Genomic DNA, 14,429 nt, shown 5'->3' with positions numbered 1-14,429 from the left:
TAGTGGTAATTACTTTCAATCTCTTTTCGGTTAAACATTCCATGCGAGCCAGACCGAGCGCGGCAACCCGCGCCCTGCACTCATCGTCGCGCCCCCGCCGCCTGATCCCTGCCCTGCTGGGCGCGCTTGCCTGCCTGGGCACTGGCGTACAGGCCGCGCCCATCGACGTCGATATCCCGCCCCAGAACCTGGCCCAAGCCCTGCACCAGCTTGGCCGGCAAGCCAACCTGCAGGTCCTGTACAGCCAGGACCTGGTCGATGGCCAGCGCAGCCCCGCCGTGCAGGGCCGCATGGAACCTGCCGAAGCGCTGGAACGCCTGCTGAAAGGCCGCAACATCCGCTATTCGATCCAGCACAACACCGTCACGCTCACGCCCATGCCGCTGACTGCGACGCTGCCGGCAATCAGCGTGGTCGGCGCCCTGCCTGACTCCGACACCTACGTGGCCACAGGCACGACAGCCGGCACCAAGACGGACACGCCGCTGATCGAAATACCGCAATCCATTTCGGTGGTGACCGCCGCGCAGATCCGCGAGCAGAATCCGCAGACGCTGGGCGACGCCGTGCGCTACACGCCCGGTATCGTGGTGCAGGAAGGATTCAACCGCACCGACGATCCTTTCATCATCCGCGGCTTCGACGTCCGCACCAATCCCGGCGTCATGTTCCGCGACGGGCTGAAAATCCCCCTGCCCCATTACAGCGCGATGTCCGAACCCTACGCGCTCGAACGCATCGAGGTCGTGAAAGGCCCCGCTTCGGTGCTGTACGGACAGGCCTCGCCAGGCGGCATCGTCAACGTGGTATCCAAGCGGCCGACAGACAGCCCGCTGCGCGAGCTGCAGCTGAGCGGCGGCTCGCACAGCAACAGGCAGCTCGCCGGCGACTTCGGCGGACGCATCGACGACGAGGGACGGCTGACCTACCGCCTGACCGGCCTGGCGCGCAATGCCGACACGATGATCGACCATGTCCCGGACGACCGCTACTATCTCGCCCCCGCGCTGACCTGGCGCATCAGCCCGGACACCTCGCTGACGCTGCTGGCGAGCTACATGAAGAACAAGACCATCAACAACGCCGGCTACCCGCTCGAAGGCACGGTCAAGTACAACCCCAACGGCCGCATCCCGCGTCACCGCTTCACCGGCGAGCCGGACTGGAGCAAGTGGGACCAGGAGGTCGCCAACGTGGGGTACCAGTTTGCGCACCGCTTCAACGACACCTGGCAATTCAAGCAGAACCTGGGCTACGCCCAGTCGCGCAACCGCGTCAACCACGCCTACTGGTGGACCTGGGTGCCCGGAAGCGACTTCTCCACGGCCGAGCGCGGCGCCTACCGCCGCGACGATGACGCCCACGGCGTGAGCATCGACAACCAGTTCGAGGCCACGTGGCAATCCGGCCGCTTCAGGCACAACACGCTGTTCGGCCTCGATTACACCGAAACCTCGTTCACCCGCAAACAGTACGCCGGCTACAACAACCTCGCCCCGATCGACTTCTTCGATCCGGCGTACGGCTCGGACGTACTGCTGCCGGCGAAGCCGGACACCTACACCAACGAGAAGCGCAGCCAGCTCGGCCTGTACTTGCAGGACCAGATAAAGTTCGACGACAAACTGGTGGTGGTGCTCAGCGGCCGCTACGACAATGCCGACGGCTCGACGCTGAACAAGCTGAGCGGCGTCAATACCCGCACCGGCGACAACGCGTTCACGTGGCGCACCGGCCTGCTCTACCTTGCGGACAACGGTCTGGCGCCCTATACCAGCTATTCGACTTCGTTCCAGCCGCAGGCCGGCACCACCTCGCCCGCACGCGGCACCACGCCCTTCGACCCGACCAAGGGCAAGCAGTGGGAAGCCGGCGTGAAGTACCAGCCCAATGGTTCGAACTCGTTCATCACCGCATCCGTCTTCGAGCTGACGCGCACCAACGTCCCCACGACCGACCCCGCCAACCCCGTCTACAGCGTGCAGGAAGGCGAGGTGCGCTCGCGCGGCCTCGAATTGTCGGCCACCGCCAACCTGGCCTCGGGCTGGAACCTGATCGCGGCCTACACGTATACCGACGCGGAAATCACCAAGAGCAACTCCAACACGCTAGGCAACACGCCCGAGGCCGTGCCGCGCAACATGGCGTCGCTATGGTCCGACTACACCGTCCCGTCCGGTGCGCTGGCGGGGCTGAATATCGGCGCCGGCGTGCGCTACATGGGCTCGACCTACAACAACACCAATGCCGCCAAGGTCGGCGACTACACCGTGTTCGACGCCGCCCTGCGCTACGACTTCGGGGCGCGCAGCCTGTCCCTGAAAGGCTGGACGGCCGATCTCACCGTGCGCAACCTGTTCGACAAGGACTACGTGGCCTCGTGCACCTATGCCTGCTTCTACGGAGAAGGCAGGACCGTGCTGGGCCGGGTCACGTACAAATGGTAGGGAACGCGGCCGGCGTCAGCGCGCCGCTTCCGCGACCGCCTCGATGGTGATGCGCAGCTGGACCTCGTCGCTGACATCCGGCGCGAACGCGTCCACGCCGAAATCGCTGCGCTTCAATGTCGTCGTGGCGTCGAAACCGATGGCGGGACGCTGCGCCATCGGGTGCATGCCCTGCCCGTTCCGGCGCGCCTGCAGGACCACCGGCTTGTCGATGCCCTTGATGCGCAGGATGCCGTCGATCTGCAGCCTGCCGTCGCCCCGGTCGGTCACCGAGGTGCTCTTGAAGCGGATATCGGGATACCTGGCTGCCTCGAAGAACTGGACGCCCTGCAGCATCCCGTCCAGCTTGGGAACGTGCGAAGTCAGCTTCGACACCGGTATGCGCAGATCGACCGCCGAATCCGCCGGACTGGCCGCGTCGTAGCGCACCACGCCGGTGACGCCGCCCGCGTGCGCCGTGGGCTTGGAGAAGCCCAGGTGGTCCCAGGTGACCACGACTTCGGTGTGCTCCGGATCGATCCGGTAATCGACCGGCGCGGCCTGCGCCGACAGGCCAGCCAGCGCCAGGAGCGTGGCGGCGAAATAGGCAGGGTAGTTTTTCTTCATGGATGCGCGTTGGTGCCTGGCCTCCGGAAATCGGAAGCGCCCTGGTTCATGGCGGCGGCCAGGCCAGCTGGCCGCCGGGACATGGCATAAGGATAAGGAATGTTCGATTGAAGCGGTAGCCGTACGAAACGGCCACAGCGTTGCGCTGCCGGCACCAATGGAGGCCGCCCGACGCCGTGGGGCCGAGCGTGGAAATCGCCAAGACTTCGCGCGAATTGGCAAACCGCGGCGGCGCAGGCAGGCCTAGCTGTGAACTGTCAATAGGTTGTATTCGTCCAGGTTGAGTCTGGAGATGGGTACAGCGCGCCCGATGCCTTGGTGGGGTCGATGCCAGTTGTAGTGATGTAGCCAGGATTTCATGGCATCGGCTCGGTGTTGGGAGTTCTGGTAGGTGTGAGCGTAAGCCCACTCACGCAAGGCCGACTGGATGAAGCGTTCGGCCTTGCCATTGGTCTGTGGGCGGTAAGGTCGGGTAAAGCGGTGCTTGATGCCCAGCTCATGGCACAGCGCGGCGAAGGCGCGGCTGCGAAAGGCCGAGCCATTGTCGGTGAGCAAGCGCTGGATGGTCACGCCCAGGCGCTGGTAGTAGGCCACTGCGTCCTTGAGGAACTGGACGGCGCTGGGGAAGCGCTCGTCGGGGTGGATGTCGGTGAAGGCCACGCGGGCGTGGTCATCGATGGCCACGAAGACGAAGTCCCAGCCGGCCCCCTCAACGGTATCGCGTCGGTTGCCCGTGACCCGGTGGCCAGGGCGCTGGATACGTCCCAGCTTCTTGATGTCGATGTGCAGCAGATCGCCGGGGGCCTGATGCTCGTAGCGCACCACCGGCTCGGCCGGCTCCAGGTCGGCCAGGTGCGACAGACCGGCGCGGGCCAGGACGCGGCTGACGGTGCTGGCTGACACGCCCAGCGCCTGGGCGATGCGCGCTTGGGTCAGCCGCTTGCGGCGCAGCTCCACGATAGCCAGCGCCTTGGCCGGCGCAATCGCTCGGGGCGAGACCGTCGGGCGCGAGGACGCATCGGCCAAGCCCGCCTGGCCCTGAGCCAGGAAGCGGCCCAGCCATTTGCGCACAGTCGGCGCGGTGACCCCATAGGCGCGGGCCGCTTCAGACACACAAACTTGATGGGCGATCAATTGCTGGACCATTTCGAGTCGACGTAGGAAGGTCAATCGGGCATGCTTATGGGTGTTCATCCGGCCGGGCTCCTTGAGTGAACTGGGGGGGTGGCGATTTCCAGTTTCTCAAATCCGGTTCGGATGAACCATGCATACAACCTATTGAATCTTCACAGCTAGGTGTGAACTGTCAATAGGTTGTATTCGTCCAGGTTGAGTCTGGAGATGGGTACAGCGCGCCCGATGCCTTGGTGGGGTCGATGCCAGTTGTAGTGGTGTAGCCAGGATTTCATGGCATCGGCTCGGTGTTGGGAGTTCTGGTAGGTGTGAGCGTAAGCCCACTCACGCAAGGCCGACTGGATGAAGCGTTCGGCCTTGCCATTGGTCTGTGGGCGGTAAGGTCGGGTAAAGCGGTGCTTGATGCCCAGCTCATGGCACAGCGCGGCGAAGGCGCGGCTGCGAAAGGCCGAGCCATTGTCGGTGAGCAAGCGCTGGATGGTCACGCCCAGGCGCTGGTAGTAGGCCACTGCGTCCTTGAGGAACTGGACGGCGCTGGGGAAGCGCTCGTCGGGGTGGATGTCGGTGAAGGCCACGCGGGCGTGGTCATCGATGGCCACGAAGACGAAGTCCCAGCCGGCCCCCTCAACGGTATCGCGTCGGTTGCCCGTGACCCGGTGGCCAGGGCGCTGGATACGTCCCAGCTTCTTGATGTCGATGTGCAGCAGATCGCCGGGGGCCTGATGCTCGTAGCGCACCACCGGCTCGGCCGGCTCCAGGTCGGCCAGGTGCGACAGACCGGCGCGGGCCAGGACGCGGCTGACGGTGCTGGCTGACACGCCCAGCGCCTGGGCGATGCGCGCTTGGGTCAGCCGCTTGCGGCGCAGCTCCACGATAGCCAGCGCCTTGGCCGGCGCAATCGCTCGGGGCGAGACCGTCGGGCGCGAGGACGCATCGGCCAAGCCCGCCTGGCCCTGAGCCAGGAAGCGGCCCAGCCATTTGCGCACAGTCGGCGCGGTGACCCCATAGGCGCGGGCCGCTTCAGGCACACAAACTTGATGGGCGATCAATTGCTGGACCATTTCGAGTCGACGTAGGAAGGTCAATCGGGCATGCTTATGGGTGTTCATCCGGCCGGGCTCCTTGAGTGAACTGGGGGATCGGCGATTTCCAGTTTCTCAAATCCGGTTCGGATGAACCATGCATACAACCTATTGAATCTTCACAGCGGCCGCCTGGAGCGCGCCTTTGCCCTGGCGACGGCGGTGCAGCCCCTGCTGGACCGCCTGCGGCGCGAAGGCGTGCCGGATTGGCGCGACGCGCTGCGCGGCGGCGCGCTGACGCCCGAGCAGGCGGCCGAGATCGAGGCCGCCGAGGCGGCGGTGGCGGGCGTGCTGGCGGTCGATGATTTCGTGCCGCAGGAGCTGACCGGCCGCGGGCGGTAGCGGGCGCAGGCTCCGGGTGCGTGGGTGCCTGTCCCAACTGCGGCCAGTGTGCCTGTCCCCGCTGGGACAGGCACACTGCGGTTTGACGGCCAAGACCGTATCCGTCCCCGCGGGGACAGGCGCCTGGATCAGTCGGCGTTCGGGTCCATCTCCGGAAACAGCACCTCGGTGTAGCCGAACTTGGTCAGGTCGCGGATACGGGTGGGGTAGAGCCGGCCGATGAGGTGGTCGCATTCGTGCTGCACCACCCGGGCGTGGAAGCCTTCGGCTTCGCGTTCGATGCGCTGGCCGGCGGGGTCGTAGCCGCTGTAGCGGATATGGCGGTAGCGCGGCACCAGGCCGCGCAGGCCGGGTACCGACAGGCAGCCTTCCCAGCCGTCTTCCATCTCGTCCGATAGCGGTTCGATGACCGGGTTGCACAGGATGGTGCGCGGCACGGCCGGCGCGTCCGGGTAGCGGTCGTTGCGCTCGAACCCGAAGATCACCAGCTGCAGATCCACGCCGATCTGCGGCGCGGCCAGGCCCACGCCCTGGGCGTGCGCCATGGTCTCGAACATGTCGTCGATCAGCGCGCGCAGTTCGGGCGTGTCGTAGCGCTCGACCGGCGCGGCCACGCGCAGCAGGCGCGGGTCGCCCATCTTGAGTATGGCGTGGATCATGGCGGGGCCTCAGTCGTTGCGACCCTTTTTCTGGATGAACTCGATCTTGTAGCCGTCCGGATCCTCGACGAAGGCGATGACCGTGGTGCCGTGCTTCATGGGGCCGGCCTCGCGGGTGACCTTGCCGCCTTTTTCCTTGACCTTGTCACAGGCCTCGTAGGCATTGTCGACTTCGATGGCGATGTGGCCGTAGCCGGTGCCCAGGTCGTATTTCTCGGTGTCCCAGTTGTGGGTCAGCTCGATGGCGGCGGCTTCGCTTTCGTCCTGGTAGCCGACAAAGGCCAGGGTGAAGCGGCCATCCGGGTAGTCTTTGCGGCGCAGTTCGCGCATGCCCAGCACGCTGGTATAGAAATCGATGGATTTATCCAGGTTGCCGACGCGCAGCATGGTATGCAACAGGCGCATGATGAACTCCTCATGGGTAAAACGTCCAGGGCGTCATCGTAGCAAATCGGCCGCGCCAGCCGGCGCGGGCTCAGAACTGCGGCAGGGTGGCGGGATCGTGGCGCCGCAGTACGTTCTTGGCGTCCTCGAAGCCGGGCAGGATATGGCCGACTTCGGTCCAGAAGTCCTGGCTGTGGTTCATCTCGCGCAGATGGGCCAGTTCGTGGGCGATGACGTAATCGATGATGGCCGGCGCGAAGTGGATCAGGCGCCAGTTGAGCATGATGTTGCCGTCGCTGGTGCACGAGCCCCAGCGGGTGGCGGCCGAGGACAGCCGCCAGCGCCGGATGCGCAGGCCGGTGAGCTGCAGGAAGTGCGCCAGGCGGGCGCCGAACCAGGCTCCGGCGCGCTGTTGCAGCCATGCCTGGGCGGCGTCGCGGATGCGCGCCTGGTCGGCATCGACGGGCAGCGCCAGCCACAGGGTGTCGCCGTCGCAGGGCGCGTCGGCATCGCCCGACAGGCAAGCCTGGCGGCGTTCGGCGCCCAGGCCGAGAACGATGCGCTTGCCCAGGTAGGGCAGTTCGCCGCCGGCCTGCCAGCGCGTGTGCGCCATGGCCAGTTGTTCCTTGCGGGCGTGCCAGTCGCGCAGCTTGGCAAGGATCCAGCGCGCCTTCTCGCGCACGGCATCATCGATCTGTTCCAGCGTGACCCAGTTGGGCGCGGTGACGCGCAGCCCGTCGTCGGCCACCACGAAGCCGATGCTGCGGCGGCGCGAGCGCAGCAGCACGAAGCCGATGGGTTGTTGTTCGGTATGGACTTCGCGCCAGCGCGCGCCGGGCGGCAGCGGATCGGGGCACGGGGTGGCGATGGCGGCCGGCGCGGGCGGCGCCGGCCGGGCCTTGGGCGTCTTGCGCGGCGCCGCGCTGGCCGGATCCGCCGGCGGCGCGACGTCGAACAGCAGTTCCAGCTGATCAGGCTTGGCCATACCTTTCGGGATTGAGAACACGCATCTCGCCTTCGATCCAGGCCTGTACTTTGGCGTTGAGGACTTCAGGGGCGACGTCCTGCGATTCTATCGCGGGGCCGATCGAGACGGTAATCAGGCCGGGGCGCTTGACGAAGGCATTGCGGCGCCAGCATTCGCCGGCGTTGTGCGCCACCGGGATGATGCGCGCGCCGGTGCGCGAAGCCAGCAGCGCGCCGCCCATCTTGAAGCGGCCGGTCTTTCCGGGCGGCACGCGCGTGCCCTCGGGAAACAGCAGCGGCCAGCGGCCTTCGTCCAGGCGCACCTGGCCCTGGCGCACGACCTGCTCGAAGGCGTCACGGCCCTTGGCGCGATCGATGGGGATCATGCGCAGCAGCGCCAGGCCCCAGCCGAAGAACGGCACCATGTGCAGTTCTTTCTTGTAGACGAAGCACACTTCGCGCGGCATGTGGGCCGGGAAGAACAGCGTCTCCCAGGCGGACTGGTGCTTGGAGAGCAGGATGGCGGGACCGTCGGGCAGGTTCTCGGCGCCCTTGATGCGCCAGCGGATGCCGCAGATCACGCGCGCGCCCCAGATGGCCAGGCGCGGCCAGCCCACGGTCAGGCGATAGCGCCAGTGCAGCGGCAGCGGCGCCCACAGGATGCAGGCGAACGCATAGGGAATGACGGTGACGATCAGGAACAGTGCATACAGCGCCGAACGCAGCCAGGCCATGGATCAGGCCTCCTGCAGCAGTTGCTCGGCCACCGCGGCCAGGTCCTCGCATACGCGTGTGCCTTCGGGCAGGCCGCCCTGCGCCAGCGTCTTGCGGCCGTTGCCGGTCTGCACCAGCCACGGCGCACAGCCTGCCTGCGCGGCCGCCTGCAGGTCGCGCAGCGAGTCGCCCACCGCCGGCACGCCGGCCAGGTCGACGTCGTAGCGGCGCGCGATGTCGCGATACATGCCCGGCAGCGGCTTGCGGCACGCACAGCCGTCGTCCGGCCCGTGGGGGCACATGAAAATGGCGTCGACGACACCGCCCATCTGCGCCAGCGCGCGGTGCATCTTGTCGTGGATGGCGTTGAGCGTGGCCGTGTCGAACAGCCCGCGCGCAAGCCCCGACTGGTTGGTGGCCAGCACCACTGTCCAGTCGGCCTGCGTCAGGCGCGCGATGGCCTGCAGGCTGCCAGGCAGCGCGATCCATTCGTCCGGCGATTTGACGAAGGCATCGCTGTCCTGGTTGACCACGCCGTCACGGTCGAGAATGATCAGTTTCACTGGGCCAGCCTGGAAATGTCGGCCACCTGGTTCATGAGGCCGTGCAGTTGGCCCAGCAGCGCCAGGCGGTTGGCGCGCAGCGCCGCGTCGTCGGCCATCACCATGACATCGGCGAAGAAGGCGTCCACCGGCTCGCGCGCTTGCGCCAGCGTGGCCAGGCTGGCGGCGAAATCGCCCGCCTGCAGCTGGGCCCGGGCTTGCGGCCGCAGTTGCGCCACGGCCTCGGCCAGTGCCTTTTCGGCCGGGTCCTGCAGCAGCGCGGCATCGACCGCGCCGATTTCCCCTTCGGCCTTCTTGAGCAGGTTGCCGATGCGCTTGTTGGCCGCGGCCAGACTGGCCGCCGCCGGCAGTTGCGCGAAGGCGGCCACCGCGCGTACGCGTGCGGCCACCTGGTGCAGCGGCGGCGCCAGCGCGATGACGGCCTCGACCGCGTTGCGGTCGTGTTCGCCGATCAGCTGGTTGCGGTAGCGTTCGTAGATGAAGGCGCGCACCTCGGCCAGGGTGTCGGCGCCGATCTTGCCGTCCGGGAAGGCCTGCGCGGCCAGCGCCAGCAGGCCGTCCAGCGACAGCGGGCCGTCTTCGCTGACCTTCAGCCAGCCGCCGGCGGCCAGTTGCTCGAAGGCGCTGATCAGGCCCAGCGCGGCGCGGCGCAGGCCGAACGGGTCGCGCTCGCCGGTGGGCGCCAGGCCGATGCTCCAGATGCCGACCAGGGTTTCGATGCGCTCGGCGATGAACAGCGTGGCCGCGGTCAGCGTGGCGGCGTCGACCGGCGCGTCATAGCGGTTGCGGTATTGCGTGCGCAGGGCGGTGACCACGTCGGCGGGCTCGCCGTCGCCCTGGGCGTAGTAGGCGCCCATGATGCCCTGCAGCTCGGGGAACTCGCCCACCATGTTCGAGCCCAGGTCGGCCTTGGCCAGCAGCGCGGCGCGGTCGCAATGGGCGGCGTCGCCGCCCAGCGCCGTGGCGATGCCGCGCGCGATGGCGCGCACGCGCTCGACGCGTTCGAGCTGGGTGCCCAGCTTGTTGTGGTAGACGATGCTGCCCAGCTGCTCGACGCGCGCGGCCAGCGGGGTCTTGCGGTCGGTCTCGAAGAAGAACTGGGCGTCGGCCAGGCGCGGACGCACCACGCGCTGGTTGCCTTCGACGATGTTGGCCGGGTCGGCCACCTGCATGTTGCTGACGATCAGGAAGCGGTGCGTCAGCTTGCCGCTGGCCGGGTCGAACAGCGGGAAGTACTTCTGGTTCAGCCGCATGGTCAGGATCAGGCACTCCTGCGGCACTTGCAGGAACTGTTCCTCGAACTGCCCGACATAGACCGTGGGGTGTTCGACCAGGGCGGTCACTTCGTCCAGCAGGGCCGTGACTTCGGGGTCGTCGCCCAGCGTGGCGCCCAGCCGTTGCGCGTGCTCGTCGAGCAGGCGCGAAATCTCGGCGCGGCGCGCCTCGAACGAGGCAATGACGCGGCCGCGCTCGGCCAGGTCGGCCTCGTAGCCTTGGGCCGTGGCGAGCTCGATGGCGCCGTTGCTCTGGAAGCGGTGCCCCTGCGTGGCGCGGCCGGCCTGCAGGCCCAGCGCCGCGATCGGCACGATGTCGGCGCCGAACAGGGCCACCAGCCCGTGCGCCGGGCGCACGAACTTGACGGTGGTCTGGCCGTCGGCCAACTGGTAGCGCATCACCTTGGGAATGGGCAGGCCGTCGATGGCGGCGTCCAGCCCCTCCTGCAGCCCGACGGCCAGTTGCGCGCCGGCGGCCGTGCCGCGCGCCACCAGGTATTCCTGCTTGCCATCGGACTCGCGTTCCAGCGTGGCCGGATCCAGGCCTTCCAGGCCCTTGGCGGCCAGCTTCTTGGCCAGCGCGGCGGTGGGCTGGCCGTTGGCGTCCAGGCCGACCTTCACCGGCATCAGTTTCTCGGCGTAGGCCTGCTCGGGGGCCTGGGCCAGCACGGCCGACAGGCGCACCGCCAGCCGGCGCGGCGTGGCGAAAGGCTCGACCGCGCAGCCGTCGGCCAGCAGATGGTGGCGCGCCAGGGTGGCGCGCACGCCTTCGGCGAACGCCTGGCCCAGCTTCTGCAAGGCCTTGGGCGGCAGTTCTTCGGTAAACAGTTCAATCAGCAGGGGGCGGATATCGGTGGTCATGTCAGGCTGCCTCCCCGGCGGCCTTGCGGCCGGCAAGCATGGGGAAGCCCAGTCGTTCGCGGGAGTCGTAGTAGGCCTGCGCGACGGCGCGCGACAGGTTGCGGATGCGGCCGATGTAGGCGGCGCGCTCGGTCACGCTGATCGCGCCGCGCGCATCCAGCATGTTGAAAGTGTGGGCAGCCTTCAGCGCCGCCTCGTAGGCCGGCAGGGCCAGCGGCACGTCCATCAGGCGCTTGGCCTCGGCTTCGTAATCGTTGAAGTGCGCAAACAGCATGTCGGCCGACGCGTGCTCGAAGTTGTAGGTCGATTGCTCGACCTCGTTCTGGTGGAACACGTCGCGGTAGTAGACGCGGTTGCCGTTGGCGCCTTCGGTCCAGACCAGGTCGTAGACGCTTTCGACGTCCTGCAGGTACATCGCCAGGCGTTCCAGGCCGTAGGTGATCTCGCCGGTCGTGGGCGTGCAGTCCAGGCCGCCGACTTGCTGGAAGTAGGTGAACTGGGTGACTTCCATGCCGTTGAGCCAGACTTCCCAGCCCAGGCCCCAGGCGCCCAGCGTGGGGTTTTCCCAGTCGTCCTCCACGAAGCGGATGTCGTGTTGCGTGGGGTCGATGCCCAGCGCCTTGAGCGAGCCGATGTAGAGGTCGAGGATTTCGGGCGGCGCGGGCTTGAGCACGACCTGGTACTGGTAGTAGTGCTGCAGGCGGTTCGGGTTTTCGCCGTAGCGGCCGTCCTTGGGGCGGCGCGAAGGCTGCACGTAGGCGGCGCGCCACGGCTCGGGGCCGATGGCGCGCAGGAAGGTGGCCGTGTGCGAGGTGCCAGCGCCGACTTCCATGTCGTACGGCTGCAGCAGGGCGCAGCCTTGTTTGTCCCAATAGTCCTGGAGCGTGAGGATGATTTGCTGGAAGGTGAGCATAGGGGTAAGGAAGTCGGGGCGCGGCAGGCCGCGCGCCAGCCGGCAGCGTGGAAAACCCGCCATTTTAACTGGCCTTGGCGCAGACGGCGGACACGTCCCTTTTTGGCCGTCCGCGGAGCGGCCGCCGTTCGCCGTGTCGCACGACGGTGTGCCTGTCCCAGTGGGGACAGGCACACGCTGCCGCGAATGTCGGTCCCCATGCGGGACAGGTCCTAGAATACAGGTCGGCCCCCACTTCCTGTTCCCATCGTGTCCGACCACGACGCTTCGTTCAGCCTCAAAGACATTGCCGTTCCCGCCTTCGGCCCCTCCATCCTCTATGGCGTGAGCAATGGCGCCATCCTGCCCGTGGTGGCGCTTACCGCACGGGAACTGGGCGCATCGCTGGCTACCTCGGGCCTGATCGTGGGCCTGGTCGGCATCGGTTCGCTGGTCAGCAACATCCCCGCCGCGATGTTCACCTCGCGCCACGGCGAGCGGCGCTCAGCGTGGTGGCGCTGCTGCTGTGCATCTTCGCCGGCACGCTGTGGATGCTGGCGACCGGCGTGTTCATGGTCGGCATGGCGTCCTCGGTCTTCCTGCTGGCGCGGCAGGGCTACATGATCGACGCCGTGCCCGCCTACATGCGCGCGCGCGCCCTGTCCACGCTGGCCGGCACCATGCGCATCGGCGTGTTCGCCGGGCCGTTCGCCGGCGCGGCGCTGATCCACTTCATGGGCCTGCAGGGCGCGTACTGGGTGGCGGCCGTGGCCATGACCGGGGCCGGCCTGATTGCGTGGTTCGCGCCCGACATGGCGCCGCCGCGGCGCCGCGGCGAGGCGGCCGTCGCCCGGCCGCGGCTGCTGGACGTGGCGCGCGCGCATCGCCAGGTATACCTGACGCTGGGGCTGGGCATCCTGCTGGTCAGCGCGGTGCGCGCGTCCCGGCAGGTGGTGATCCCGCTGTGGGCCGACCACCTGGGCGTCAACCCGGCGACCACCTCGCTCATTTATGGCCTGGTGGCGGCGATCGACATGTCGGTGTTCTATCCGGCAGGCATGCTGATGGACCGGCGCGGGCGGCTGTGGGTGGCGGTGCCCTCGACGCTGCTGATGGGCTGCGCCCTGATCGGCACCTCGCTGACCAGCGGCGTGGCCGGTTTCGTGATCGTGGCGATGATGCTGGGCATGGGCAACGGCATTGGCTCGGGCATTGTCATGACGCTGGGCGCCGACGCGGCGCCTGCGTCCGGGCGTACCGAGTTCCTGGGCCTGTGGCGCCTGATGTCCGACCTGGGCGGCAGCCTGGGGCCGGTGGCGCTGTCCGGCATCACCGCGCTGGTGTCGCTGGCCGCCGGGGTGGCGGCCATGGGCGGGGTGGGCCTGGCCGCCGCCGCCGTGTTCTGGCACTGGCTGCCGCGCGGCCAGGCGCCGCGCTAGCTGTGAACTGTCAATAGGTTGTATTCGTCCAGGTTGAGTCTGGAGATGGGTACAGCGCGCCCGATGCCTTGGTGGGGTCGATGCCAGTTGTAGTGGTGTAGCCAGGATTTCATGGCATCGGCTCGGTGTTGGGAGTTCTGGTAGGTGTGAGCGTAAGCCCACTCACGCAAGGCCGACTGGATGAAGCGTTCGGCCTTGCCATTGGTCTGTGGGCGGTAAGGTCGGGTAAAGCGGTGCTTGATGCCCAGCTCATGGCACAGCGCGGCGAAGGCGCGGCTGCGAAAGGCCGAGCCATTGTCGGTGAGCAAGCGCTGGATGGTCACGCCCAGGCGCTGGTAGTAGGCCACTGCGTCCTTGAGGAACTGGACGGCGCTGGGGAAGCGCTCGTCGGGGTGGATGTCGGTGAAGGCCACGCGGGCGTGGTCATCGATGGCCACGAAGACGAAGTCCCAGCCGGCCCCCTCAACGGTATCGCGTCGGTTGCCCGTGACCCGGTGGCCAGGGCGCTGGATACGTCCCAGCTTCTTGATGTCGATGTGCAGCAGATCGCCGGGGGCCTGATGCTCGTAGCGCACCACCGGCTCGGCCGGCTCCAGGTCGGCCAGGTGCGACAGACCGGCGCGGGCCAGGACGCGGCTGACGGTGCTGGCTGACACGCCCAGCGCCTGGGCGATGCGCGCTTGGGTCAGCCGCTTGCGGCGCAGCTCCACGATAGCCAGCGCCTTGGCCGGCGCAATCGCTCGGGGCGAGACCGTCGGGCGCGAGGACGCATCGGCCAAGCCCGTCTGGCCCTGAGCCAGGAAGCGGCCCAGCCATTTGCGCACAGTCGGCGCGGTGACCCCATAGGCGCGGGCCGCTTCAGGCACACAAACTTGATGGGCGATCAATTGCTGGACCATTTCGAGTCGACGTAGGAAGGTCAATCGGGCATGCTTATGGGTGTTCATCCGGCCGGGCTCCTTGAGTGAACTGGGGGGGTGGCGATTTCCAGTTTCTCAAATCCGGTTCGGATGAACCATGCATACAACCTATTGAATCTTCACACCTAGCAGTAGTGGGATAATAG

General features: G+C 67.4%; 13 protein-coding genes and 1 pseudogene. 3 read left to right on the top strand and 11 right to left on the bottom strand.

Annotation, left to right across the window (positions count from 1 at the left end):
• Nucleotides 1-2 precede the first annotated feature (2 nt).
• Complete coding sequence (locus BN118_RS00370; protein WP_014905390.1) at nt 3-2,447, top strand: TonB-dependent siderophore receptor; 2,445 nt, start codon at nt 3-5, stop codon at nt 2,445-2,447.
• Between the two features lie 15 nt (nt 2,448-2,462).
• Here the strand turns inward: BN118_RS00370 and BN118_RS00365 are convergent, their stop codons facing one another.
• The 3 genes from BN118_RS00365 to BN118_RS00350 all read right to left on the bottom strand — a co-directional run bounded on the left by BN118_RS00365 (nt 2,463) and on the right by BN118_RS00350 (nt 5,296).
• Nucleotides 2,463-3,053, bottom strand: a complete 591-nt coding sequence (locus BN118_RS00365) for a YceI family protein (RefSeq protein WP_010929982.1) — start codon at nt 3,051-3,053, stop codon at nt 2,463-2,465.
• Between the two features lie 243 nt (nt 3,054-3,296).
• Nucleotides 3,297-4,247, bottom strand: coding sequence for an IS481-like element IS481 family transposase (locus tag BN118_RS00355; protein ID WP_010930048.1), 951 nt, complete (start codon nt 4,245-4,247; stop codon nt 3,297-3,299).
• A gap of 98 nt (nt 4,248-4,345) precedes the next feature.
• The gene (locus BN118_RS00350; protein ID WP_005013747.1) at nt 4,346-5,296 is read right to left on the bottom strand and encodes an IS481-like element IS481 family transposase; all 951 of its coding nucleotides are present in this window, start codon (nt 5,294-5,296) and stop codon (nt 4,346-4,348) included.
• A gap of 63 nt (nt 5,297-5,359) precedes the next feature.
• Between BN118_RS00350 and BN118_RS00345 the strand changes: the two genes are divergently transcribed.
• Nucleotides 5,360-5,611 (top strand): hypothetical protein, encoded by a 252-nt coding sequence (locus tag BN118_RS00345; RefSeq protein ID WP_041166115.1) that lies wholly within the window; start codon nt 5,360-5,362, stop codon nt 5,609-5,611.
• Between the two features lie 128 nt (nt 5,612-5,739).
• Here the strand turns inward: BN118_RS00345 and def are convergent, their stop codons facing one another.
• From def to glyQ, 7 genes are all read right to left on the bottom strand, one after another.
• A complete protein-coding gene (gene def, locus BN118_RS00340; protein ID WP_003814412.1) occupies nt 5,740-6,270 on the bottom strand; it encodes a peptide deformylase in 531 nt (176 codons plus the stop codon).
• A gap of 9 nt (nt 6,271-6,279) precedes the next feature.
• Entirely contained in the window at nt 6,280-6,675 is a 396-nt protein-coding gene (gloA, locus tag BN118_RS00335; protein WP_003814410.1) for a lactoylglutathione lyase, read from the bottom strand.
• A 70-nt stretch (nt 6,676-6,745) separates the two neighbouring features.
• Nucleotides 6,746-7,639, bottom strand: a complete 894-nt coding sequence (locus tag BN118_RS00330; protein WP_010929587.1) for a M48 family metallopeptidase — start codon at nt 7,637-7,639, stop codon at nt 6,746-6,748.
• Nucleotides 7,626-8,354 (bottom strand): lysophospholipid acyltransferase family protein, encoded by a 729-nt coding sequence (locus BN118_RS00325; protein ID WP_003814405.1) that lies wholly within the window; start codon nt 8,352-8,354, stop codon nt 7,626-7,628. The genes BN118_RS00330 and BN118_RS00325 overlap by 14 nt, the downstream gene beginning before the upstream one ends.
• Nucleotides 8,355-8,357: 3 nt before the next feature.
• Complete coding sequence (gmhB, locus tag BN118_RS00320) at nt 8,358-8,897, bottom strand: D-glycero-beta-D-manno-heptose 1,7-bisphosphate 7-phosphatase (RefSeq protein WP_003814404.1); 540 nt, start codon at nt 8,895-8,897, stop codon at nt 8,358-8,360.
• On the bottom strand, nt 8,894-11,032 hold the full coding sequence (glyS, locus tag BN118_RS00315) for a glycine--tRNA ligase subunit beta (RefSeq protein ID WP_010929586.1): 2,139 nt from the start codon (nt 11,030-11,032) through the stop codon (nt 8,894-8,896). Before glyS ends, gmhB begins: the two co-directional genes overlap by 4 nt.
• Before the next feature lies 1 nt (nt 11,033).
• Nucleotides 11,034-11,945: a glycine--tRNA ligase subunit alpha gene (glyQ, locus tag BN118_RS00310; protein ID WP_010929585.1), complete on the bottom strand. Its 912-nt coding sequence runs from the start codon at nt 11,943-11,945 to the stop codon at nt 11,034-11,036.
• Nucleotides 11,946-12,194: 249 nt separating this feature from the next.
• Here glyQ and BN118_RS00305 point away from each other — a divergent pair.
• Nucleotides 12,195-13,363, top strand: a pseudogene (locus BN118_RS00305) (MFS transporter).
• Here the strand turns inward: BN118_RS00305 and BN118_RS00300 are convergent.
• Nucleotides 13,360-14,310, bottom strand: coding sequence for an IS481-like element IS481 family transposase (locus BN118_RS00300; protein ID WP_014905388.1), 951 nt, complete (start codon nt 14,308-14,310; stop codon nt 13,360-13,362). The pseudogene BN118_RS00305 and the gene BN118_RS00300 sit on opposite strands and share 4 nt — an antisense overlap.
• Nucleotides 14,311-14,429 lie beyond the last annotated feature (119 nt).

It is taken from the genome of Bordetella pertussis 18323 (assembly GCF_000306945.1).
GTDB classification, from domain to species: Bacteria; Pseudomonadota; Gammaproteobacteria; order Burkholderiales; family Burkholderiaceae_B; genus Bordetella; species Bordetella pertussis.
This window is presented reverse-complemented; position numbering and strand designations above follow the sequence as displayed.